The sequence below is a fragment of the Streptomyces sp. NBC_00503 genome, assembly GCF_036346895.1.
Taxonomy (GTDB): domain Bacteria; phylum Actinomycetota; class Actinomycetes; order Streptomycetales; family Streptomycetaceae; genus Streptomyces.
Genome location: NZ_CP107855.1, coordinates 6,073,136 through 6,096,545 on the forward strand (window position 1 = coordinate 6,073,136; position 23,410 = coordinate 6,096,545).

The following is a 23,410-nucleotide window of genomic DNA, read 5'->3' on the forward strand; positions in this document are numbered from 1 at the left end:
CACACGCCTGCCCTGAAGGGCACTGAGGAAGGAAACGACGTGCGCGTACTCGTCGTCGAGGACGAGCAGCTGCTCGCCGATGCGGTTGCCACCGGACTGCGTCGGGAGGCCATGGCCGTGGACGTCGTGTACGACGGCGCCGCCGCCCTGGAGCGCGTCGGAGTGAACGACTACGACGTGGTCGTGCTCGACCGGGACCTCCCGCTCGTGCACGGTGACGACGTCTGCCGGAAGATCGTCGAGCTCGGCATGCCCACCCGGGTGCTCATGCTGACGGCGTCCGGCGACGTGAGCGACCGGGTCGAGGGCCTGGAGCTCGGGGCGGACGACTACCTGCCCAAGCCCTTCGCGTTCACGGAGCTGACCGCGCGGGTACGAGCCCTCGGGCGCCGCACCACGGTCGCCCTGCCTCCCGTACTGGAGCGCGCCGGGATCAAGCTGGACCCGAACCGGCGCGAGGTCTTCCGCGAGGGCAAGGAGGTACAGCTGGCGCCGAAGGAGTTCGCGGTGCTGGAGGTCCTCATGCGCAGCGAGGGCACCGTCGTGTCCGCCGAGCAGCTCCTGGAGAAGGCGTGGGACGAGAACACCGACCCGTTCACCAACGTGGTGCGCGTGACGGTGATGACCCTGCGGCGCAAGCTCGGGGAGCCCCCGGTCATCGTGACCGTCCCCGGTTCCGGCTACCGGATCTGACGCGGGTGGCAGCGACCCCGGCGCCACCGGCGGCGCCACCGAAACCGAACTGGGACCCCGGCCAGCCCGAGGGTCCTTTCCCTTGGCTGCGGCCGACGATCCGGATACGTCTGACGCTGCTGTACGGCGGGATGTTCCTGATCGCCGGCATCCTGCTGCTGTCGATCATCTACCTCCTGGCGGCCCAGGCGCTGCGCGAGGGCAACGCGCTCCCGTTCAAGATCGTGGGCGGCTCCGACATCCAGGTCACCAGCAACTGCCCGGGCGTGGGCGCCTCGGGCCAGACGCACGACCAGTTCAACGGCGCGATCGCCCAGTGCGTCCTGGACCAGCGCAAGCACGCCTTGGACGATCTGCTGAGCCGGTCGCTGATGGCCCTCATGGGCCTGAGCATCATCGCCTTCGCCTTCGGCTACGCGATGGCCGGACGGGTGCTCTCGCCGCTGGGCAAGATCACCCGGACCGCCCGCCGGGTGGTCGGCTCCGACCTGACCCGGCGGATCGAGCTGGACGGGCCGGACGACGAGCTCAAGGAGCTCGCCGACACCTTCGACGAGATGCTCGACCGCCTCGAGCGGGCCTTCACGGCCCAGCAGAGGTTCGTGGCCAACGCCTCGCACGAGCTGCGGACCCCGCTGGCCATCAACCGGACGCTGCTGGAGGTGCACCTCTCCGACCCGGGGGCCCCGGTGGAGCTCCAGCAGCTGGGCAAGACCCTGCTCGCCACCAACGAGCGCAGCGAGCAGCTGGTCGAGGGCCTGCTGCTGCTGGCCCGCAGCGACAACCAGATCATCGAGCGCAAGCCCGTGGACCTGGCGGAGGTGGCCTCGCGCGCCATCGACCAGGCGCGCGGGGAGGCCCACGCCAAGGGCGTGGAGATCCGCGGCGAGCGCGCGCTGGCCGTCGTACAGGGCAACGGTGTGCTGCTGGAGCGGATCGCGCTCAACCTGGTGCAGAACGCCGTCCGGTACAACATCCCGGAAGGCGGCTGGGTGGAGGTCACCACCGAGGCCGTGCACGGTCAGGCGGTCCTGTTGGTATCGAACACGGGTCCCGTGGTTCCCGCGTACGAGGTGGACAACCTCTTCGAGCCCTTCAGACGGCTGCGTACCGAGCGCACGGGCAGCGACAAGGGTGTCGGGCTCGGCCTCTCCATCGCGCGCTCCGTGGCGCGCGCACACGGCGGCAGGATCCAGGCGATCCCGCGCGAGGGCGGTGGCCTCGTGATGCGCGTCACTCTACCCTTGTGACCCCGGCCACCCCGTGTTCGCTGTTGGCTGAATGCTTGGGATGTGAAGACAGTGACTTCTGTGCGATCGATCACAGTGTCGAGTGTCGGACCATAAGCATTCAGTGACCTTGGGGGGGCCTAAAAGCCCGGGAAGTCCGGGTTTCCGGCCCCCCTAACGGCGGGAAATACATGGGGTGGCGTTTGTGCAAGACGGCCCCCGGACCGTGTACGGTCCCGGTCGTCATCCCAGCCAATCGCTCCTTCTGATGTGCGGCTGGGTGTCGATTGAGTAACAGACCTTGATGTGAGGCAAAATCTCCGCCTCGGGTCGGGCACAAGTCCGGCCTCTCGCGCGTTACGTGCGCTGAGACACCCGCTAAATCCCAGAGGGGGAGAGCGAACTATGGCAACGGACTACGACACCCCGCGCAAGACCGACGACGACGTAGACAACGACAGCATCGAAGAGCTGAAGGCTCGTCGCAACGAGAAGTCGTCCTCGAACGTCGACCTGGACGAAATCGACAATGCGGAAGGCCTCGACCTGCCCGGCGCGGACCTCTCCAACGAGGAACTCGCCGTCCGGGTCCTGCCCAAGCAGGCCGACGAGTTCACCTGCACGAGCTGCTTCCTGGTGCACCACCGCAGCCAGCTGGCACGCGAGAAGAACGGTCAGCCGATCTGTCGCGAATGCGACTGAGAGGCTTCGGCCGTGACTGGCTCGACACCATTTCGGAAGCGGCGCTTCCGAAAGTCTGGTGATCCGGCGGAGACGCAGGAGGCAACCAAGGGCCTGGAAACGGGCCCTGGAGCCCCCGGCGTACCCGCCGTGCTCCCCGACACCGCCGAGGCGGTGCCGTCGGCCTCCGAGGCCGACGAGGGGTCCCGGTCCCGCATCGGGGTCCGTCGGCTGCAAGCCGTCAAGAACGGTGTGCGCAAGGGCGGCGAAAGTGCCAGGGCCGCCGCCCTTTACCTCACCGACCGAGTCATCGAGAACGCACCGCGCGTTCCGGTTCGGGACCTCGCGACCCTGCGCGCGCAGTTCCCGGGCCTCGGGCCCGAACAGCTCGCCGACAAGCTGATCGCGGGCGCCGCCAACGCGACGTCCACCGTCGGTGCCGGGATCGGTGCGGCAGCCATGCTGCCGGTGCCGCCCGCCATGCCGGCCGAGCTGGCCGCCGAGGTCACCGGAGTCGCCGCGATCGAGCTCAAGCTCATCGCCGAACTCCACGAGGTCTACGGCCTGCGCCCGCCCGGCAACCTCAAGGAGCGCAGCTTCGCCTACCTCGTGTCGTGGACCGAGGAGCGCGGCATCGACCTGACCAAGCCGACCACGCTGAACGCGGCGCTGGGCGGTCAGATGAAGCGCGAACTGCGCCAGCAGATCACCAAGCGGATGTTCCGCAACCTGCCGAACCTGATGCCGTTCATGGTCGGCGCCGCCGTCGGAGCGGTCATGAACCGCCGGGACACCCGCAAACTCGCCGAGAAGGTCCGTGCGGACCTGCGGGCCCGCGCCGTGCCGTGGGACGCCTTGCCGCAACTCCCGCGCCTTGAGCGGCCCACCGAGGCCCTTCCCGAGGCAGCCAGGGCCGCCATCGAGGGCCGCCCCTTCGACCCGCGCGGCTGAGCGCCGCCGCCGGGGCCCCACCGGAGCCCGGCGCAGCGGCCGGGGTCAGGCCGTGGGGATCAGGCCTTCGCCGTGTCCTGCGCCGCCTTGTCCTTGGCGGCCTTCTCCTGCGCCGCACGGATGGCCGCCACCAGGGCCTGGGGCTCGCGGGTGGAGACGTAGACGTACGGGGTCGGGTCCGCGGGATCGGTGACCTCGACGCGGACCGCCGTGCGCACGTAGCTGCGCATCAGCATGAAGGCCCGCATGTCGGCCTTGTACGTCCGCCAGGCGCGGGCCTCCTCGGGCTCCAGGACCTCCGGGTCGCCCAGGGCCGTCACCGGGATCCGGGCCTCCCCGACCGCCAGCGCGCCGCCCACCACGCGCACCCGCTGGGATCCGTACGAGCTCACCAGCAGCCCCGTCAGCGCGGTGCCCCCGACCAGTCCGGCCAGCAGCGGCATGGTGCCCAGCGGCAGCAGCATCAGACCGCACGCGATACCGGTGAGTACGGCGATGGCCCACCAGGAGCGGGGGGCGGTCAGGCGTTCGTCGTGGTGCGCGGGGGAGAGCTGCATGGGGCCAAGCCTCCCACGAGGCGACCGGTGGACAGCCGCGCGGGTAAGGTCTGCGGCTGTGAGTGGACGAAACACAGCGTTGACGCCCCCGGCCGATGCCGCAGAGCCGGTGCGGCACCCCGATGCCCCGCCGCCCGGCGAGCTCCTCGGTGCCCACTACGAGCACTGCTTCGGCTGCGGCGACGGACAGCCCCACGGGCTCCATCTGGCGGCCCGCGCCGGCGAGGGCGTGCGCGTCAGCGCCGAGTTCACCGTCAAGCCCGCCCACCAGGGCGCGCCCGGACTCGCCCACGGCGGCGTCCTCGCCACCGCGCTCGACGAGACCCTGGGCTCCCTGAACTGGCTGCTGCGCGTCATCGCCGTCACCGGCCGGCTGGAGACGGACTTCGTCCGGCCCGTACCGGTGGGCACCGTGCTGTACCTCGAGGCCGAGGTCACCGCCGTCGCCGGCCGGAAGATCTACTCCCGCGCCGTCGGCCGAATAGGCGGTCCGCAGGGACCCGTCGCGCTGCGCGCCGAGGCCCTCTTCATCGAGGTGAAGGTCGACCACTTCACCGACAACGGACGGCCCGAGGAGATCCGGGCGGCGATGGCCGACCCGGACCAGGTCAGGCGCGCACGCGCCTTCGAGGTGAACCCCTGATGTCTGAGAACAACACTCCCCGTGAAAGCGTCGACGTGCTGATCCGGCGCGTGGACCCGCAGGTCCCGATCCCCGCCTACGGGCACCCCGGCGACGCCGGCTGCGATCTGGTCACCACCGAGGCCGCCGAACTGGAGCCGGGCGAGCGGGCCGTACTGCCGACCGGGGTCTCCATCGCGCTGCCCGACGGCTACGCGGCGTTCGTGCACCCGCGCTCGGGCCTGGCCGCCCGCTGCGGGCTCGCGCTCGTGAATGCCCCGGGGACGGTGGATGCCGGGTACCGTGGGGAGATCAAGGTGATCGTGGTCAATCTCGACCCGCGCGAGAGCGTCAGGTTCGAGCGTTTCGACCGCATTGCCCAGCTGGTTGTCCAGCGGGTCGAGAAGGTGCGCTTCCACGAGGTGGCGGATCTTCCGGACTCGGTGCGGGCCGAGGGGGGTTTCGGCTCCACCGGAGGTCATGCGGCCGTGGCCGGATCCGGTGCTGGTCAGCAGGGTGGGAATGGCTACGCTTCGGTCGTATCCGACCGGGAAGGACAGTGACGTGTTCGGACGTCGCAAGAAGAACGACTCCGTCAAGGACGGCGGCGCGGCCGAGCAGGTCGTCGACGGCGTCGGCGCCGATGAGCAGGACGGTGAGCAGGAGACCGACGCGGCAGCGCCGCGCCGGCTGAACCTGCCGCCGGCTCCGCGCCCCGACGGACCGTGGGACGTATCGGAAGTGCCCGGCAACCCCGAGGACGGACGCGTCGACCTCGGCGGCATCCTCGTACCGGGTGTCGAGGGCATGGAGCTGCGCGTCGAGGTCGCCGGTGACGCGATCGTCGCCGCGACCGTGGTGCTCGGCGACAGTGCCGTACAGCTGCAGGCCTTCGCCGCGCCGCGCAAGGAAGGCATCTGGGGCGAGGTCCGCGAGGAGATCGCCGAGGGCATCACCAAGCAGGGCGGCATCATCGACGAGGTCGAGGGTCCGCTGGGCTGGGAGCTGCGCGCGCAGGTGCCCGTACCGCTGCCGGACGGGCAGACCGGCGCCCAGCTGGTCCGCTTCGTCGGTGTGGACGGCCCGCGCTGGTTCCTGCGCGGTGTCATCTCCGGCCAGGGCGCGGTGCGTCCCGAGTCGGCGGGTGTGCTGGAGCGGATCTTCCTGGACACCGTCGTGGTGCGCGGTGAGGGCCCGATGGCCCCGCGCGACCCGATCGTCCTGAAGCTGCCGAACGACGCGCAGATGGTGCCGGACGGTGTGCAGACCGAGGAGCAGGAAGGCTCCCGCTTCGGCGGTGGCATGGGCCAGCTGGAGCGCGGCCCGGAGATCACCGAGGTTCGCTGATCTCCTCGGCCCGCCGTGTGCGGGCGACTGTTTCCGGCCGTGGGCCGTACTCCTTCGGGGGTACGGCCCACGGTCGCGTCCGGGGTCGGGTCCGTGTCCGGGGCGCGCTGCCGGGCTCCGGCGCGTCCCGCCGACAACGGTGTCAGGGATCCGTCAGGGATCCGGCGGTACGCCCTGATCGGCGCGTGATCGGGGCGAACGTCCCGGAGAATGAGCGCATGGGACGCGGCAAGCTAAGGATCTATCTCGGCTCGGCACCCGGTGTGGGCAAGACGTACGCCATGCTCTCCGAGGGCCACCGCCGGGTGGAGCGCGGCTCCGACTGCGTCGTCGGCTTCGTCGAGCACCACGGGCGGCCGCGCACGGAAGTGATGCTGCACGGCCTGGAACAGGTCGAGCGCAAGGAGCTGTCCTACCGGGGCGCCGCCTTCACCGAGATGGACGTGGACGCGGTCCTCGCGCGCAGGCCGGCCCTGGCCCTGGTGGACGAGCTGGCGCACACCAATGTGCCCGGTTCGCGCAATGCCAAGCGGTGGCAGGACGTGGAGGAGCTGCTGCGGGCCGGGATCGACGTGGTCACGACCGTGAACATCCAGCACCTGGAGTCCCTGGGCGACGTGGTCGAGTCGATCACGGGGGTGCGCCAGCGCGAGACCGTCCCGGACGAGGTGGTGCGCCGGGCCGACCAGATCGAGCTGGTCGACATGTCTCCGCAGGCCCTGCGCCGCCGCATGGCCCACGGCAACATCTACAAGTCCGACAAGGTCGACGCGGCCCTGTCCAACTACTTCCGGCCCGGCAATCTGACCGCCCTGCGCGAACTCGCGCTGCTCTGGGTCGCCGACCGGGCCGACGAGTACCTCCAGCAGTACCGGGGCGAGCACAACATCCGCTCCACCTGGCAGGCGCGCGAGCGGATCGTGGTCGGCCTGACCGGCGGACCCGAGGGCCGGACCCTGATCCGGCGCGCCTCCCGGGTGGCGGCCAAGGGCTCCGGCAGCGAGATCCTGGCCGTCTACATCGCGCGCAGCGACGGGCTGACCGCGGCCTCGCCCAAGGAGCTCGCGGTCCAGCGGACGCTGGTCGAGGACCTCGGAGGAACGTTTCACCATGTGATCGGCGACAACGTCCCCGACGCCCTCCTCGAATTCGCCCGCGGGGTCAACGCCACCCAGATCGTGCTCGGCTCCAGCCGGCGCCGCCCCTGGCAGTACATCTTCGGCGCCGGCGTCGGCGCCACCGTGGCCCGCGACTCAGGGCCCGACCTCGACGTGCACATCGTCACCCACGAGGAGGTCGCCAAGGGCCGCGGCCTGCCCGTGGTCCGCTCGGCGGCCCGGCTCGGACGGCCCAGGATCGTGGCCGGCTGGGTGGCCGGGGTGGTGCTGCCGCTGCTGCTCGCGGCCCTGCTCACGCACATCGACAGCGACCCCGGTCTCGCCAACGAGATGCTGCTCTTCCTGGCCCTGACCGTGGCCTCCGCACTGCTCGGCGGGCTCTACCCGGCGCTGGCCTCGGCCGCCCTGGGCTCCCTGCTGCTGAACTACTACTTCGCCCCGCCCATCCACCGCTTCACCATCTCGGACCCCAAGAACATCGTCGCCATCGCGGTCTTCTTCGGCGTGGCCGGCTCCGTGGCCTCCGTCGTCGACGCGGCGGCCCGCCGCACCCACCAGGCCGCCCGGCTGCGCGCCGAGTCCGAGATCCTCTCCTTCCTGGCGGGCAGCGTGCTGCGCGGCGAGACCACCCTGGACGCACTGCTGGAGCGGGTGCGCGAGACCTTCGCCATGGAGTCGGTGGCCCTGCTGGAGCGCGAGAGCGACGTCGAACCCTGGAAGCCGGCCGGCAGCGTCGGCCCGAGCCCGGTCACCCGGCCCGAGGACGCCGATGTCGACATGCCGATCGGCGACCACATGGCGCTGGCCCTGTCCGGCCGGGTGCTGCCCGCCGAGGACCGCCGGGTGCTCGGCGCCTTCGCCGCCCAGGCCGCCGTCGTACTCGACCGCCAGCGCCTGGTCGGGGAGGCCGAGGAGGCCCGCCGGATGGCCGAGGGCAACCGGATCCGGACCGCGCTGCTCGCCGCCGTCAGCCATGACCTGCGTACCCCGCTGGCCTCCATCAAGGCCTCCGTCAGCTCCCTGCGCTCCGACGACGTGGAATGGTCCGAGGAGGACCGGGCGGAGCTCCTCCAGGGCATCGAGGAGGGCGCCGACCGCCTCGACCACCTCGTCGGGAACCTCCTGGACATGTCGAGGCTCCAGACCGGCACCGTCACCCCGCTGATCCGCGAGATCGACCTCGACGAGGTGGTCCCGATGGCGCTGGGCGGCGTACCCGAGGACAGCGTCCTGCTGGACATCCCGGAGACCCTGCCGATGGTGGCGGTGGACCCCGGGCTGCTGGAGCGGACCGTGGCCAACGTCGTCGAGAACGCGGTCAAGTACAGCCCGGCGGGTGAGCAGGTGCTGGTGGCGGCCAGTTTCCTGGGCGACCGGGTCGAGGTACGGGTCGTCGACCGCGGGCCGGGCGTGCCCGAGGAGGCCAAGGACCGGATCTTCGCCCCCTTCCAGCGGTACGGGGACGCCCCGCGCGGAGCCGGGGTCGGGCTGGGCCTGGCGGTCGCCCGCGGCTTCGCCGAGGCCATGGACGGCACCCTGGCCGCCGAGGACACCCCCGGCGGCGGGCTGACCATGGTGCTCACCCTGAAGGCGGCGGCCGGCGGGCGGCCGCAGATCCACGTGAGCGTGGACGGCGAGGGGCGCAGCGCGCCGCAAGGGCCCGGGGGACCGGAGGCGGACCGCCCGCCCGGCCCCGTAGATTTTGATCTTGATTCGATACGACAGAAGGCAGGACCCCAATGACCCGGGTGCTCGTGGTGGACGACGAACCCCAGATCGTCCGAGCCCTCGTGATCAACTTGAAGGCGCGCAAGTACGAGGTCGACGCGGCCGCCGACGGGGCGAGCGCCCTGGAACTGGCGGCCGCCCGCCACCCCGACGTGGTCGTCCTCGACCTGGGCCTGCCCGACATGGACGGGGTCGAGGTGATCAAGGGGCTGCGCGGCTGGACCCGCGTCCCGATCCTGGTCCTCTCCGCCCGGCACACCTCCGACGAGAAGGTCGAGGCCCTGGACGCGGGCGCCGACGACTACGTCACCAAGCCCTTCGGCATGGACGAGCTGCTGGCCAGGCTGCGCGCCGCGGTCCGCAGGGCGGAACCCTCCGCCGGGTCCGGCGAGGACGAGGTGATCGTGGAGACGGAGCACTTCACGGTGGACCTCGCGGCGAAGAAGGCGGTGCGCGAAGGGCGGGACGTGCGGCTGACGCCCACCGAGTGGCACCTGCTGGAGGTCCTGGTCCGCAACGGCGGCAAGCTGGTCAGCCAGAAGCAGCTGCTCCAGGAGGTCTGGGGGCCCTCGTACGGGACCGAGACCAACTACCTGCGGGTCTACATGGCGCAGCTGCGGCGCAAGCTGGAGGCGGACCCCTCGCACCCGATCCACTTCATCACCGAACCGGGCATGGGATACCGCTTCGAGAGGTAGTGGCCGCGCCGGTACGCTTCCTGTATGAGTGCTGAACCGCGTCCCGAGAAGCCCGCCAAGCCGGCGAAACCCGCCAGGCCGGCGGGCCGGTTCCGCCGGATGATAGAGCGGCTGTCCACCTCGCAGGAGGAGCTGCATTCGGCGGAGCTGCAGGAGGACGCAGAAGCCGCGGGGTGCACGCGGATCTGCGACTGCCACGACCGCCAGATAGTCAAGGTGACCGGGACCCTGCGGACCGTCACCCTGAGGCCGCGCGCGGGCGTCCCCGCGCTGGAGGCCGAGCTCTTCGACGGCTCGGCCGCGCTGGACGTCGTATGGCTCGGGCGTCGCTCGATCGTGGGAATCGAACCCGGCCGTCGCATGATCGCCTCCGGGCGGATCTCGATGAGCCACGGCCGTCGGGTGCTCTTCAACCCGAAGTACGAACTCCGACCGCTCGGACAGGAGCACTGACGGTGACGTCATTCGACAAACCGGCCACCCCCGAGGTGGATCCGTCCGCGGACCCGTCCGCCGACCAGAAGGCCGTGACCCAGGCGGCGCTCTTCGATGCCTTCGGAGGAATCCGGGGCACCGTGGAGACGATGCTCCCCGGGCTGCTCTTCGTCATGATCTACACGATCAACAAGGACGTGAAGAGCTCCGCCATCGCGGCGGGCGCCGTCGCGGTCCTGCTGGTGATCGTGCGGCTGCTGCGCAAGGACACGGTGAAGCACGCCTTCAGCGGGGTCTTCGGCGTGGGCGTCGGCGTGGCCTTCGCCCTGTTCACGGGCAGCGCGAAGGGCTTCTACCTGCCCGGCATGATCTACGGCGCCGGACTGGGCGTGGCCTTCACGCTCTCCGCGCTGGTGGGCTTCCCGCTGCTGGGGGTGATCCTGGGGCCGGTCTTCAAGGAGAACCTCTCCTGGCGCACCCGCAACCCCGGGCGCAAGAAGGCGTACACCAAGGCCAGCCTGGCCTGGGGGCTCATCTTCCTCGCGAAGTACGCCATCCTCTTCCCGCTGTACTGGTGGGGCGACGCGACGCAGCTGGGCTGGGTGCTGATCGCGCTGAAGCTGCCGCCGATGGTGCTGGCCGTGTACTTCACGTGGGCCTTCCTGGCGAAGGCGCCGCCGCCGATCGACGTGATCGCGGAGTGGGAGGCGGAGGAAGAGGCGGAGAAGGCAGCCAAGGCCGCGAAGGCCGCCGCCAAGGGTCAGGCCTGACCCAATCCAGCCCCGCCGGCGTTTGAGGCGCGGGGTCTGGGGCGGAGCCCCAGGACGCTCGGCCGCGGCCCGGCTCCTGCGCGCAGCCCCGTAGGCCCTGGGGACACGCGAAGGGGCGGCTGACCGTGATGGTCAGCCGCCCCTTCGGCCGTTCAGCGGGACCGCAGGTCAGTCCGCTGCCTGGAGGAGGTCCTCCAGCTGCTCCTCGCGGGCCTGGGCGGCCACGAAGAGGAGCTCGTCGCCCGGCTCGAGGGTCTCCTCGCCGTGCGGGGTCAGGACGCGGTTGCCGCGGATGATCGTGACCAGCGAGGTGTCCTCGGGCCAGGTGATCTCGCTGATCTGCTTGCCGGCGACCTGGGAGTCGGCGGGCAGGGTCAGCTCGACCAGGTTGGCGTCGCCGTGGCTGAAGCGCAGCAGCCGGACCAGGTCGCCGACGCTGACGGCCTCCTCGACCAGCGCCGACATCAGGCGCGGCGTGGAGACGGCGACGTCGACGCCCCAGGACTCGTTGAAGAGCCACTCGTTCTTCGGGTTGTTCACGCGGGCCACGACCCGGGGAACCCCGTACTCGGTCTTGGCCAGCAGCGAGACGACCAGGTTGACCTTGTCGTCACCCGTGGCGGCGATGACCACGTTGCAGCGCTGCAGCGCGGCCTCGTCCAGCGAGGTGATCTCGCAGGCGTCGGCCAGCAGCCACTCGGCCTGCGGCACCCGCTCCACCGAGATGGCGGTCGGGGCCTTGTCGACGAGGAGCACCTCGTGGCCGTTCTCCAGCAGCTCACCCGCGATGGAGCGGCCCACCGCGCCCGCTCCGGCGATCGCGACCCTCATGCGTGCGTCTCCTCAGGTCCCTCGGCGAAGGAAGCCTCCACCTTGTCGATCTCGTCCGTGCGCATCATCACGTGGACGAGGTCGCCCTCCTGCAGGACCGTCGCCGACGTCGGCAGCATGGCCTCGCCCAGTCGGGTGAGGAAGGCCACGCGGACGCCGGTCTCCTCCTGCAGCTGGCTGACCTTGTGGCCGATCCAGGCGGTGGAGGTGTGCACCTCGGCGAGCTGGACACCGCCGCTCGGGTCGCGCCACAGCGGCTCCGCGCCGGACGGCAGCAGCCGCCGGAGCATCTGGTCCGCGGTCCACCGCACGGTGGCGACGGTGGGGATGCCCAGCCGCTGGTAGACCTCGGCGCGCTTGGGGTCGTAGATGCGGGCGGCGACGTTCTCGACGCCGAACATCTCCCGGGCCACGCGCGCGGCGATGATGTTGGAATTGTCACCGCTGCTGACCGCGGCGAAGGCGCCCGCCTCCTCGATGCCGGCCTCGCGCAGGGTGTCCTGGTCGAAGCCGACTCCGGTGACGCGGCGGCCGCCGAAGGAAGCCCCCAGCCGGCGGAATGCGGTGGGGTCCTGGTCGATGACCGCGACCGTATGCCCCTGCTGTTCCAGGGTCTGCGCGAGGGCGGAGCCCACTCTTCCGCAGCCCATAATGACGATGTGCACGGCCGTCCTTCCGGCTGTCAGCGGCTCGCTGGTTTCCAGCCTCTTTGCTGCTCTGGCTTAACAGGGTCTCAGACCATGGCCCAAGCTACACACGGGCGGTCACCAGTGTGACCGTTTGCGCTGGACGCTGCGTCTCTTTGCCCTGGATGTGGGGGGACTTCGTGGCGGATAGGGGTGGGGGGTTCGTCAGTCTGATTTCGAACGCTTACGATCCTCTGCGTGTCCAAACTGACCGACGTGCCCAAACGGATCCTGATCGGCAGGGCGCTACGCAGCGACCGCCTCGGAGAAACGCTCCTCCCCAAGCGGATCGCCCTTCCCGTCTTCGCCTCAGACCCGCTCTCCTCAGTGGCGTACGCCCCTGGCGAGGTCCTGCTGGTCCTGTCGGTCGCGGGCGTGTCGGCGTACCACTTCAGCCCCTGGATCGCCGTCGCGGTGGTCGTGCTGATGTTCACGGTGGTGGCCTCCTACCGCCAGAACGTCCACGCCTACCCGAGCGGCGGCGGTGACTACGAGGTCGCCAACACCAACCTCGGCCCCAAGGCCGGTCTCACCGTCGCGAGCGCCCTGCTCGTCGACTACGTCCTGACCGTCGCCGTATCGATCGCCTCCGGTGTCGAAAACCTCGGTTCCGCCATCCCCTTCGTCGTCGAGCACAAAGTGCTGTGCGCGATCGGGATGATCTTGATCCTCACGCTGTTGAATCTGCGCGGCATGAAGGAATCCGGGCGGCTCTTCGCCATTCCGACCTATGTCTTCGTCGTCGGCGTATTCGTCATGATCGCGTGGGGAGCCTGGCGCGGCCTGGCCCTCGGCGAGACCATGAAGGCCCCCACCGCCGATTTCGAGATCAAGGCCGAGCACCAGGGACTGGCCGGGTTCGCCCTGGTCTTCCTGCTGCTGCGGGCCTTCTCCTCCGGCTGCGCCGCCCTGACCGGCGTCGAGGCGATCAGCAACGGCGTACCCGCCTTCCGCAAGCCCAAGAGCAAGAACGCCGCCACCACCCTGGCCCTGATGGGCGGCCTGGCCGTGACGATGTTCTGCGGCATCATCGCGCTGGCCATGGCCACCAACGTGCGGATGGCCGAGAAGCCCGCCACCGACCTGCTCCACAACGGCGCCGAGGTCGGCTCGGGCTACGTCCAGAACCCGGTGATCTCCCAGGTCGCCGAGGCCGTCTTCGGCAACGGCAGCTTCATGTTCATCGTGCTCGCCGCCGCCACCGCGCTCGTGCTGTTCCTGGCCGCGAACACCGCGTACAACGGCTTCCCGCTGCTCGGCTCGATCCTCGCCCAGGACCGGTACCTGCCCCGGCAGCTGCACACCCGCGGCGACCGGCTCGCCTTCTCCAACGGCATCGTGCTGCTGGCCGGCGCCGCGATCCTGCTGGTCTGGATCTACGGCGCCGACTCGACCAAGCTGATCCAGCTCTACATCGTCGGCGTCTTCGTCTCCTTCACCCTGAGCCAGACGGGCATGGTCCGGCACTGGAACCGCCACCTGCGCAGCGAGACGGACCCGGCGGCCCGCCGCAAGATGTTCCGCTCCCGCGCGATCAACGCCTTCGGCGCGTTCTTCACCGGCCTGGTGCTGGTCGTGGTCCTGGCGACCAAGTTCACCCACGGCGCCTGGGTCGCTCTGCTCGGCATGGTGATCTTCTACGCGACGATGACCGCGATCCGGAAGCACTACGACCGGGTCTCCGCCGAGATCGCTGCCGCCGAGGGGCCCTCCGACGACAGCATCCGCCCCTCGCGGGTCCACTCCATCGTCCTGGTCTCCAAGGTCCACAAGCCCACCCTGCGCGCCCTGGCCTTCGCCAAGCTGACCCGCTCGGACGCCCTGGAGGCGCTCAGCATCAGCGTCGACCCGGCGGAGACCAAGGCCCTGCGCGAGGAGTGGGAGCGGCGCGGGATCAACGTCCCGCTGAAGATCCTCGACTCCCCGTACCGGGAGATCACCCGCCCGGTCGTGGAGTACGTGAAGGGCCTGCGCAGCGAGAACCCGCGCGACGCCGTCAGCGTGTACATCCCCGAGTACGTCGTCGGGCGCTGGTACGAGCACCTCCTGCACAACCAGAGCGCCCTGCGGCTCAAGGGCCGGCTGCTCTTCACCCCCGGCGTCATGGTCACCTCGGTGCCCTACCAGCTGGAGTCCTCGGAGCTCGCCAAGAAGCGGGCGAAGAAGCGGGCGGAGTGGAACGCCCCGGGTGCGGTGCGCCGCGGCCCGGTCGACAGCCCGCGCCCCAAGGATCCGGCGGCGAAGTAGCGCGCGGCACTCGGCACCTCCCGCAACGGGTGGTGAACGGCCGGACGAGATCCACGTAAACTGGTGGGTCGGTCGTCCGGCCGTTCCCTTTAGTCTGATCCACATCCATCCTCATCCATCCTTGATCCATCCTTGGAGCCTCCCCACCATGACGACCGAGCAGAACGAGAAGCAGTCATTGGTCGGGGAGGAGTACGAGGTCGAGGTCGGCCCCGTCGCGCACGGAGGCCACTGCATCGCCCGCACCGCCGAGGGCCGCGTCCTGTTCGTCCGGCACACCCTGCCCGGCGAGAAGGTCATCGCGCGCGTGACGGAGGGCGACGCCGACTCCCGCTTCCTGCGCGCCGACGCCATCACCGTCCTGGACCCCTCCAAGGACCGCACCCCGGCCCCGTGCCCGTACGCCGGCCCCGGCAAGTGCGGCGGCTGCGACTGGCAGCACGCCAAGCCGGGCGCCCAGCGCCGGCTCAAGGGCGAGGTCATCGCCGAGCAGCTGCTGCGCCTCGCCGGGCTCACCCCGGAGCAGGCCGGCTGGGACGGCACCGTCATGCCCGCCGAGGGCGACAAGGTGCCCGCCGGCCAGGTCCCGCAGTGGCGCACCCGCGTCCAGTTCGCGATCGACGAGGACGGCAACGCGGGCCTGCGCAAGCACCGCTCCCACGACATCGAACTGATCGACCACTGCATGATCGCGGCCCCGGGCGTCAGCGAGCTCGGCATCGAGCAGCAGGACTGGCCCCAGATGGCCACCGTCGAGGCCATCGCCGCCTCCGGCTCGGGCGACCGCCAGGTCGTCCTCACCCCCCGCCCCGGCGGCCGCCTGCCCCTGGTCGAGCTCGACAAGCCGGTCTCCGTCCTCCGAGTGGAGGAGAAGGACGGCGGAGTCCACCGCGTCCACGGCCGCCCCTTCGTCCGCGAGCGCGCGGACGGCCGTACGTACCGCGTCGGCATGGGCGGCTTCTGGCAGGTCCACCCCCAGGCCGCCGACACCCTGATCAAGGCCGTCATGCAGGGCCTGATGCCGCGCAAGGGCGAGATGGCCCTCGACCTCTACTGCGGCGTCGGCATCTTCGCCGGCGCCCTCGCCGAACGCCTCGGCGACACCGGCGCCGTCCTGGGCATCGAGTCCACGAAGCGCGCGGTCGAGGACGCCCGGCACAACCTGACCGACTTCCCCCGCGTCCGCATCGAGCAGGGCAAGGTCGAGCAGATCCTCCCCAAGACCGGCATCACCGAGTGCGACCTGGTCGTCCTGGACCCGCCCCGCGCGGGCGCCGGCAAGCAGACGGTCCGCCAGGTGGCCGCCCTCACCCCCCGCCGCATCGCCTACGTCGCCTGCGACCCGGCAGCCCTGGCCCGCGACCTCGGCTACTTCAAGGAGGCGGGCTACAAGCCCCGCACCCTGCGCGCCTTCGACCTCTTCCCGATGACCCACCACGTGGAGTGCGTGGCGATCCTTGAACCGGTCGCTAAGAGCTCCTGACCTGCGGGTTTGTCGATGTGCATTATGTGCGTTGTGGGCGTTACGGGCGATATCTTGACGCTGGTTTGACGCTCGTGACGCTCATTTGACGCTCATGGAAGCCATTCCCTGATGGGGCGTCAGCATTTACTGACGTCACGTCAGCAGTGGAAGCCGTCTTCTGGGCCGGGCTGTGTGCCCGGCCGGGGAGGCGGCTTTCTGTGTGCCGTGGTGGCGAATGCCGGCCTTGCCGGTGCGATGCGCGAGAGCTCCTGCCGGTTACGTTCTGTAGCAATTCTGGCTAGCCGCTACTCGTGTCGGCGGTAGGGGCCAGACTCCTCAGCCCGACTTTTGCCGTCCTGGCCGCCGTCCCCACTTCCGTGGGCAGAACGTGTAGCCGATGCCGGTCGAGGCGGGGTCATTTCGCCGGTTCTCGGCGCGATGCCCGTCGATGGCCGGTAGAGCCGAAGTCTCTGCCGGCTGAGAGCGTGAGGTGGGCGCATGCGCCGCTGGTCCCCGTTGAACGACCGACAGCGAGAGCTCTTGAGGCGGCTGGATGCCGGCGTGGAGTTGGGCTTGGCATCGGCTGAACGGCTCTCCGCGTATGCGCTGCGCGACCGAGGGCTGCTGACGATCGGTCGCCGTAGTGGGGCGGTGCGGGCCAAAGTCACCGAGGCAGGTGAGTTCTATCTGGAGCACGGTCACCATCCGGAGGATCCGCGGTATGCCGGCGCGCCCCAGTCAGGCGCCAAAAGGAGGCCCGTGCCGTACTCGGAACGGGCAGTGGCCGCCCGGGCCCGGCGGGCCAAGGCGGCCGAGCTGATCGAACGGCTCGTGGCTGAACGGCGGGTGGTCATTCCAGAGCCCGACGAGGCGACGGAAGCCGAATACCTGCGGGCCGTCGACTACGCGAAGCGGCACGACCTCACGCCGCCGGGGAAGCGCATCGAGAGGCTTCGCCTGTGGAACCGAGACCTTCAGATCTCCCTCGAAGACGGGCCGCATCACAACGCGAAGAGCCAGAGGCCTGAGAGTGTTCCGCCCATCTCTGTGCCCGCCCAATTGCGCTCCCTTCATCCAGTGGTAGGTGCTCTCAAGGAAGACCAGTGCCGGCTCGCCGTGTCCGCGCCTCTCCGGAGTAGGGCTCTGCGCCTGTTCCAGGGGCTGTGCGCGGAAGCGGTGAAACGTGGCTACGCGGTGCGCGAGCACCCGATGGACGAGAACTACCGCAGCCGGGCCTATGGGTACGACGGCGCGCACATCCCCTCGCGTCCCTCCCGGCGCGAGGGCGAGCTGGACCTGGTCGTCGGCGACTTCACGTACACGGTGACCATCAAGCAGGAATTCCCGTTGTCCGAGGACCCGGAGCGGGCGCAGAGTCTGATGGTCGAGCTTCCGTACAGCCGATCGGGGCGCCGGGGCAAGTGGGCAGACCGGAAGCGGTGGAGACTGGAGGACGTCCTTGGTGCGGTTCTGCGCGAGGTGGAGGTCCGCTCACGGGAGGACGCCCAACGCCGGATCGACGAGAAGCAGGCCGAGGAGGACCGGCAGATCCGGTGGCAGGCGGCGATGGACTCGGCGCGGAAGCAGGCGATCCAGGCCCAACTCGCCACTGTCCTGCGTGAGCAGGCGCAGGACTGGCATCGAGCGAGGAAGCTGAGCCAGTATTGCGATGCTCTGGAGGACCGCCTCGCCGTGTCAGACGAGTCGGCAGACCCGGAATTTGTCTCCACCCAGCAGTGGCTGGAGTGGGCAAGAGCCTACGTAGGGTCCCTGGATCCGCTGCGGGAGCTGCCCGGGATGCCGGCGCCCCGCGATCCCGAGGCGGAGGAGATGAAGCCGTACCTGAGGGGCTGGAGTCCGCGTGGCTCGGAAGAGCAGGACCGCTCCTGGGGCAGGTGATCAAATAGGCGCCGCTTAGAGGTCGCGCAGATAGGCGTGGCGACGGTACCCCAGTAGCAGTACCGGCACAGACCTTGTCGATCATGGAGTTGCGACGCTCTGTGATCACCGGGGGATACCTATGCCAGTACTGCCGTCATGGCTGACCGAACCTCTCTGGAGCCAGTTCGCCGCGCTGCTGCCCGAGCGGCCGACCTACGCGGCGACCCATCCGCTGGGCTGCCACCGGCCGCGCATCAGCGACCGGATCATCTTCGACAAGATGCTGCAGCTCTTGCGGTTCGGCTGCTCCTACCAAGCCATCGCCGACACGACCTGCTCGGCCACCACGATCCGCAACCGTCGAGACGAATGGACCAGGCTGGGCATCTTCGCCAAGTTCAAACAGATCGCGCTGGATGCCTACGACCGGATCGTCGGGCTCGTCCTCGACCAGATCGCCGTTGACGGTTCCATCACCAAGGCCCCTGGTGGCGGCGAGGTCGCGGGACGTTCGCCGGTCGATCGCGGCAAGCAGGGCCTGAAACGCTCGGGCATGACGGATGGCTACGGAATCCCGCTGGGCCGGGTGCTGACCGGAGCGAACCGTCACGACTCCCCGCTGCTCGCCCCGACCCTGGACCGCCTGGACGACTTGGGGCCACTGCCCGACGACATCACCGTGCACCTGGACGCCGGCTATGACTCCGACAAGACCCGAACGCTGCTGGCCGAACGCGGCCTGCACGGCAGCATCGCTCACAAGGGCGAGAAGGCGCCGATCCAGGCGAGCCGCAGGTGGCATGTGGAGCGGACCCACGCCTGGCAGAACGCCTTCCACCGCCTCGCCCACTGCTACGAGCGCCGAGCCACAGTCGTCCATGCCTTCTTCGACCTTGCCGACACCATCAGCACCGTGCGCAGCCTGATCCGTCGGGCCTGGACGACCCACCGCTGGGACGAACGCCCGAGCCGCCGCCCATGAGCACAGGGTCGCCGCCCGGTCCCTGTCTACGTAGGTGGGGGTCAGGATTCCGTGCCCTGGGCGACAGTGAGGGCTTCGGCTTGTTCCTGGAGGGGGCGGCGCAGGAGCTTTCCGATGGTGTTGCGGGGGAGTTCGTCCAGGGCGATGAAGTGGGTGGGGCGCTTGTACCCGGCGAGTTGGGTGACGCAGTGGGTGATGAGCTGGTGTTCGTCGAAGTCGTCGGGGCGGGCGGGTTGGACGAACGCGATGGGGGTCTGGCCGGCAGTGGGGTCGGGGGCGGGGACGACGACGGCTTCGGTGACCCAGTCGATGCCGCGTAGGACGTGTTCGATCTCTGCGGGGTAGACGTTCTGTCCGCCGCGCAGAATGAGGTCGGTGCGGCGGCTGACGATCCACAGGTGGCCGGCGTCGTCGTGGCAGGCGAGGTCGCCGGTGTTGAGCCAGCCGTCGGTGAGGGTCTGGGCGGTGGCCTGGGGGTTGTTCCAGTAGCCGCGCATCAGTCCGTGGCTGCTCAGGTGGAGGGTGCCGACCTCGTGGGGCTGGGTGATCACAGTCCCGTCGGTGCTGTGGATGATGCGGGAGTTGACCCCGGGCATGGGCCGGCCGGCGCAGGTCGCTCCGGGCAGGGGCGGCGGGCCGGGTGTGTCGGTGGGGGCGAGGGTCAGGACGGGGCCGCCGCCCTCGGTGATCCCGAAGATGGTGCGCATGTCCGTCTGGAAGGCGGTGGCGGCCCGGTCGGCGAGTTCGGGCGGGCAGGGCGCTCCGCCGTGGGCCACCAGCGTGAGGGAGGTCAGGTCGGCGGTGGCGAGCTGCCTCGATTCCAGGACCAGACGGATCATGGTCGGCACCAGAAAGGTGTCCCGGACCTGCCACCGCTGGACGGCCTTAAGGAACTTGGGCGGGGTGAACTGTTCGAGGATGCAGACGGTCGCGCCGGCGGCGAGGTAGTCCAGGGCGATGGTGATGCTGCCGTGGCACAGCGGGCTGGTGTGCAGGTAGGTGGAGTCGGGCCCTGATCCCACCGCGTCCTGCCAAGAGGCGGCCTGGAGCTGGTAGTACCGGTGGTCGGTGACGACGCCCTTGGGGAAGCCGGTGGTGGCGGAGGTGTGCAGGATCATCAGCGGGTCGGTGACCGCACCCGCGCGGGCGGACACCGGGCCGTCGGGGAGGTCGGCGATCTGGTCGGCGTGAAGGATCGGCAGGCCGGGCCGCAGGCGGGCCAGCCGCTCAAGGCCGGCGGTGTCGGCGACCGCGCAGCCGGGTTGGATCGTCTCCAGGATGCCGGTCAGTTCCCGGTCGGTCAGGGCGGGGTTCAGGGGTACCGCGACAGTGCCGCCGAGCGCGCACCCGAAGACGGCTTCCAGGACTTCGACCCGGTTCGCGCTGAGCACTGCGACCCGGTCCTGGGCCTGGGCGTGTGCGCTGACGGCGTGGGCGAGGGCGTGGGCGTCGCGGTGCAGGCGCTGCCAGGTGACGTCGCGTCGGCTGTCGCGCAGCGCGACGCCGTCGGGGGTTTCGTGCTGCCGCCGGTGGAGGAGCTGCTGGAGCCACATCGTCAGTTCCCCTGCCCGCCGGGGTTCGCGGAGAGCAGGCGTGCTATCGCGGTGATGGAGTCCAGGGTGGTGGATTCGTCGTCGGTCAGGTCCCGGCCGAGGGCGTCCTCGCAGCGGGTGATCAGCTCGATCGTGGCCAGGGAGTCCACGCCCGCGTCCGCGAGGTTGTCGCTGTCGCCGATCAGGTCGGCCATCGACGCCGGGCGCAGGCAGCCGCGCAGCAGGTCACGGGCCAGGGCGAGGTCTTCGGTGGTGGGGTTCATGGTGCCTTCCATTGGGTTGCGCTGATGGGGCCGAACATCGCCATCGGCCGACTGTCGAGGGTGTCGTGCAGGAGAGCGTCCGCGTCCGGGCCGGTGCACGGCAGCAGGCGGTTGAGGCGGCTGCCGAAGCAGGCGGCGGCGAACTCCCGCGTCTCGGGCAGGTCCTGCCCGCCGGGGAAGCGCCGGGGGATGAACGAGAACCCGATGTCGACCGACTTCCAGCGGCCTTCGTCGAACACCTCGCACCAGGCGTGCTCACTGCCCACCACTCCCAGCAGCCACCCCCGCCGTGCCCGAGCACGCAGGCCGAGAGCCCGCAGCCGGTCGGTGAAGACGCGGCTGACCACGATGCAGTCGGTCATCCCCGCATCCCACGCCCGCTGGTGCTCGATGCGCAGTGGCTCGGTGACCCGCTGGTAGACGACCCGGCGCGCGTGCAGGTCGGCCATCATCTCCGCGTGGACGGTGCGGGCCCGCTCGTCGCGGACCTGGTCCGCCGCACCGGTGATCCGCACCGCGACCTGGTAGCCGCGGTCGGTGAACTCCGTACCCCGTACTAGGGTGTCCGGCCCGGTGCCGTCCAGTGCGGTGACGCCGGGCGCGTCCCAGTCCGGCACCCGCAGCCGGTACCGGCCCCCCTCGGCCTCGCCGAGTCCCACGGTCACCAGCCATTCCCGTGGCTCCAGCCATCCCGATGCCGGCCCGGCGCTGAAACCCAGCTGGAAACGCAGTGCGCGTTCCAGGGTGGTGCGCTCGCTGCCCGACATCAGCGCCAGGTTCGCCAGGTCGGCCCGCTCGAACAGCGGGCCGCGTACCGGGTCGTCCAGGTACGGCAGCCCGTGCTCCTGGCCGAGTCGCAGCAGGAAGGCGGGGTCCGTGCACAGCCAGTCGGCCGCCGCGTGCGCGTCGGTGTCGTAGCGGGCCGACCACGCCGGGGCGGGAAGGAAGCGGTCCATGGCCGGCAGGAGCAACTCGAACGCGACCGGGCCACCCGCCCGTGACCGGGCGGCCTGCGGCGCGGGCGCGCCGTCTGCCACCGTGCTGAAACGATTCATCAAGATCCAATCGACTGTGGAGGGGAAGACCGCCACACCGGCGGGTGAGAGCACGGGTGCCAGCCGGTCAGGCCGGACAAGAGGGGCTGCGACGAGTCGGTCCCCAGGGCCGTCGCCGGCCACCTGCCACCCGTCCCAACTCCCTAGGGGGCGCAGGGAAGTACCAGCCCCGCCCCACGGTGGCCACCCCTACTGCCAGGCCCGGGCCGGCCGCCCATGGTCCGGAACGATCACGGCGACGATCAGGGTACAACCGCCCTACAGGCCCCCACTCCCGACCACCTGACGGGAGGCCAGGGACAGCCGGGCCGGTCGGCGCATTGCGTCCGGCGCCGAACGGCCCCCGGTCCACCAGGGGCGGCCACTGGGCCGGCGACCTGTGGGCGCAGGGAGATCACGTCGAGAAACTAGCAGGGCTGCACCACCCGGTCCCTTCCAGGGCCTTGTGGTGGGCGGCGGTGCGTTCTGCCGGCCGTCAGCAGGCCGCGCCGCGCCGTCCACCTCCTCGGTGTCGGCGGCCGGGTCGAGGCGGGCGGGATGCCGCTGACAGTGGGGCGCTGCACTCCTGCCGGGCTTGGAACAGGGTGATGCCACGTCAATGCCGCGGATCGTAGACCAGGTCCGGGATGGCGGCGATGACATGGCGTCACCCTGCGCCTACCTTCCGCAGCTCCCCGGCGGCGGAACCCGTTAGCGCCGCCTCAAGTGATCCACGTGCGGTTCTGCACCTCCTCGCTCCAGGCTGTTCGCATGGCGGCGCAGGCCGTCCGCTGCGGCGACGCGGACGTCGTGATCGCCGCCAGGGTGGAGTCGCAGTCCCGCCTCGCCCACGGCAGCTCTGACGCCTGGCCCGGCACCGAGAACCCGGCCTTCGACGAGGCCAGGGAACGCACCCTCACGCGATCGGCCGCCGGAGCCGCCCCCTGGTCCGACCCGCGTGAGCAGCACGCGCTGCCCGACCCGTACACCCCCGTCGGGCTGGCCGCCGAGAACGTCGCCGATGTGTACGACATCACCCGCGCCGAAATGGACGCCTACGCGGCCCGCTCCCACCGGCTCACCCAGCAGGCCCTGGCCGAGGGCTTCCCCCTGGGCGACCTCGTCCCCGTCAAGGCCCCGGACGGCGCCACCGCCACCCTCGACGACCGCCCCCGCACCGGAGTCACCACCGCCACCCTGGCCCAACTGCCGCCCCGCTTCCGACCCGACGGACGCGTCACCGTCGACAACAGCGCCCCGCTCTCCGACGGCGCCGCCGCTCTCGTGGTCATGTCCGACACCTACGCCCGCGCCCGCGGCCACACCCCCCTCGCCAGGATCCTGGCCACCGGGGTCTCCGCCGCCACCCGCGAAACCGAAGGCCCCGCCCCCGTCACCGCCACCCGTACCGCCCTGGACCGGGCCGGCCTGGCCCTCGCCGACATCGACACCGTCGCCGGCAACGAACCCTTCGCCGCCCAAGTACTGGCCTACTGCGCCGAACTGGACCTGGACCCTGCCCGGGTGAACACCCACTGCGCGGAGCGCGGTCCTCCGCACACCGTTCGCCGATCTCGGCCAACATGACCCCCAGGCGGGGCAGCGCGGTTTCGGGACGGCGGGGCGTACGGAGTCGAAC

22 protein-coding genes are annotated in these 23,410 nt (G+C 70.5%); 16 read left to right on the plus strand and 6 right to left on the minus strand.

The window, feature by feature from the left end:
* Nucleotides 1-39: 39 nt before the first annotated feature.
* From OG490_RS27950 to OG490_RS27965, 4 genes are all read left to right on the plus strand, one after another.
* Nucleotides 40-693 carry a response regulator transcription factor gene (locus tag OG490_RS27950; RefSeq protein ID WP_030008767.1) on the plus strand — a complete coding sequence of 218 codons (654 nt, stop codon included), beginning with the start codon at nt 40-42 and terminating at the stop codon, nt 691-693.
* 5 nt (nt 694-698) lie between these two features.
* Complete coding sequence (locus OG490_RS27955; RefSeq protein ID WP_330299025.1) at nt 699-1,943, plus strand: sensor histidine kinase; 1,245 nt, start codon at nt 699-701, stop codon at nt 1,941-1,943.
* Between the two features lie 384 nt (nt 1,944-2,327).
* Nucleotides 2,328-2,624 (plus strand): DUF4193 domain-containing protein, encoded by a 297-nt coding sequence (locus OG490_RS27960; protein ID WP_112451146.1) that lies wholly within the window; start codon nt 2,328-2,330, stop codon nt 2,622-2,624.
* 12 nt (nt 2,625-2,636) lie between these two features.
* Nucleotides 2,637-3,554 (plus strand): hypothetical protein, encoded by a 918-nt coding sequence (locus tag OG490_RS27965; RefSeq protein WP_330299026.1) that lies wholly within the window; start codon nt 2,637-2,639, stop codon nt 3,552-3,554.
* Between the two features lie 59 nt (nt 3,555-3,613).
* Here OG490_RS27965 and OG490_RS27970 read toward each other — a convergent pair whose 3' ends face one another.
* Nucleotides 3,614-4,111, minus strand: coding sequence for a DUF3093 domain-containing protein (locus OG490_RS27970; protein ID WP_330299027.1), 498 nt, complete (start codon nt 4,109-4,111; stop codon nt 3,614-3,616).
* 58 nt (nt 4,112-4,169) lie between these two features.
* Between OG490_RS27970 and OG490_RS27975 the strand changes: the two genes are divergently transcribed.
* The 7 genes from OG490_RS27975 to OG490_RS28005 all read left to right on the plus strand — a co-directional run bounded on the left by OG490_RS27975 (nt 4,170) and on the right by OG490_RS28005 (nt 10,829).
* Nucleotides 4,170-4,754, plus strand: coding sequence for a PaaI family thioesterase (locus OG490_RS27975; protein WP_330299028.1), 585 nt, complete (start codon nt 4,170-4,172; stop codon nt 4,752-4,754).
* The gene (gene dut / locus OG490_RS27980) at nt 4,754-5,296 is read left to right on the plus strand and encodes a dUTP diphosphatase (RefSeq protein ID WP_330299029.1); all 543 of its coding nucleotides are present in this window, start codon (nt 4,754-4,756) and stop codon (nt 5,294-5,296) included. Before OG490_RS27975 ends, dut begins: the two co-directional genes overlap by 1 nt.
* Before the next feature lies 1 nt (nt 5,297).
* Nucleotides 5,298-6,080, plus strand: coding sequence for a DUF3710 domain-containing protein (locus tag OG490_RS27985; protein ID WP_330299030.1), 783 nt, complete (start codon nt 5,298-5,300; stop codon nt 6,078-6,080).
* A gap of 218 nt (nt 6,081-6,298) precedes the next feature.
* Entirely contained in the window at nt 6,299-8,941 is a 2,643-nt protein-coding gene (locus OG490_RS27990) for a sensor histidine kinase KdpD (protein WP_330299031.1), read from the plus strand.
* On the plus strand, nt 8,938-9,624 hold the full coding sequence (locus OG490_RS27995) for a response regulator (RefSeq protein ID WP_330299032.1): 687 nt from the start codon (nt 8,938-8,940) through the stop codon (nt 9,622-9,624). Before OG490_RS27990 ends, OG490_RS27995 begins: the two co-directional genes overlap by 4 nt.
* Before the next feature lie 24 nt (nt 9,625-9,648).
* Nucleotides 9,649-10,077: an OB-fold nucleic acid binding domain-containing protein gene (locus OG490_RS28000; protein WP_112451269.1), complete on the plus strand. Its 429-nt coding sequence runs from the start codon at nt 9,649-9,651 to the stop codon at nt 10,075-10,077.
* Between the two features lie 2 nt (nt 10,078-10,079).
* Nucleotides 10,080-10,829: a DUF3159 domain-containing protein gene (locus OG490_RS28005; RefSeq protein WP_330299033.1), complete on the plus strand. Its 750-nt coding sequence runs from the start codon at nt 10,080-10,082 to the stop codon at nt 10,827-10,829.
* Between the two features lie 168 nt (nt 10,830-10,997).
* On the opposite strand, the gene OG490_RS28010 is transcribed toward OG490_RS28005, so the two are convergent.
* Both OG490_RS28010 and OG490_RS28015 read right to left on the minus strand, forming a co-directional pair.
* Nucleotides 10,998-11,660 (minus strand): potassium channel family protein, encoded by a 663-nt coding sequence (locus tag OG490_RS28010; RefSeq protein WP_214953432.1) that lies wholly within the window; start codon nt 11,658-11,660, stop codon nt 10,998-11,000.
* Nucleotides 11,657-12,325, minus strand: a complete 669-nt coding sequence (locus OG490_RS28015; protein WP_330299034.1) for a potassium channel family protein — start codon at nt 12,323-12,325, stop codon at nt 11,657-11,659. Before OG490_RS28015 ends, OG490_RS28010 begins: the two co-directional genes overlap by 4 nt.
* 219 nt (nt 12,326-12,544) lie before the next feature.
* On the opposite strand from OG490_RS28015, the gene OG490_RS28020 reads away from it, so the two are divergent.
* The 4 genes from OG490_RS28020 (at nt 12,545) to OG490_RS28035 (ending at nt 18,921) form a co-directional block, all read left to right on the plus strand.
* A complete protein-coding gene (locus tag OG490_RS28020) occupies nt 12,545-14,593 on the plus strand; it encodes an APC family permease (RefSeq protein ID WP_330299035.1) in 2,049 nt (682 codons plus the stop codon).
* A gap of 148 nt (nt 14,594-14,741) precedes the next feature.
* Nucleotides 14,742-16,076 carry a class I SAM-dependent RNA methyltransferase gene (locus OG490_RS28025; RefSeq protein ID WP_330299036.1) on the plus strand — a complete coding sequence of 445 codons (1,335 nt, stop codon included), beginning with the start codon at nt 14,742-14,744 and terminating at the stop codon, nt 16,074-16,076.
* Nucleotides 16,077-16,556: 480 nt separating this feature from the next.
* Nucleotides 16,557-17,957 carry a hypothetical protein gene (locus OG490_RS28030; protein ID WP_330299037.1) on the plus strand — a complete coding sequence of 467 codons (1,401 nt, stop codon included), beginning with the start codon at nt 16,557-16,559 and terminating at the stop codon, nt 17,955-17,957.
* 121 nt (nt 17,958-18,078) lie between these two features.
* On the plus strand, nt 18,079-18,921 hold the full coding sequence (locus OG490_RS28035) for an IS5 family transposase (RefSeq protein ID WP_330299038.1): 843 nt from the start codon (nt 18,079-18,081) through the stop codon (nt 18,919-18,921).
* A 41-nt stretch (nt 18,922-18,962) separates the two neighbouring features.
* On the opposite strand, the gene OG490_RS28040 is transcribed toward OG490_RS28035, so the two are convergent.
* From OG490_RS28040 to OG490_RS28050, 3 genes are read right to left on the minus strand one after another with little or no spacing between them, the layout of a single operon-like run.
* Nucleotides 18,963-20,474 carry a class I adenylate-forming enzyme family protein gene (locus OG490_RS28040; RefSeq protein WP_330299039.1) on the minus strand — a complete coding sequence of 504 codons (1,512 nt, stop codon included), beginning with the start codon at nt 20,472-20,474 and terminating at the stop codon, nt 18,963-18,965.
* A 2-nt stretch (nt 20,475-20,476) separates the two neighbouring features.
* Complete coding sequence (locus OG490_RS28045; protein ID WP_330299040.1) at nt 20,477-20,737, minus strand: acyl carrier protein; 261 nt, start codon at nt 20,735-20,737, stop codon at nt 20,477-20,479.
* On the minus strand, nt 20,734-21,792 hold the full coding sequence (locus tag OG490_RS28050) for a transglutaminase domain-containing protein (RefSeq protein WP_330299041.1): 1,059 nt from the start codon (nt 21,790-21,792) through the stop codon (nt 20,734-20,736). Before OG490_RS28050 ends, OG490_RS28045 begins: the two co-directional genes overlap by 4 nt.
* 714 nt (nt 21,793-22,506) lie before the next feature.
* On the opposite strand from OG490_RS28050, the gene OG490_RS28055 reads away from it, so the two are divergent.
* Nucleotides 22,507-23,358: a hypothetical protein gene (locus tag OG490_RS28055; protein WP_330301098.1), complete on the plus strand. Its 852-nt coding sequence runs from the start codon at nt 22,507-22,509 to the stop codon at nt 23,356-23,358.
* Nucleotides 23,359-23,410: the final 52 nt, after the last annotated feature.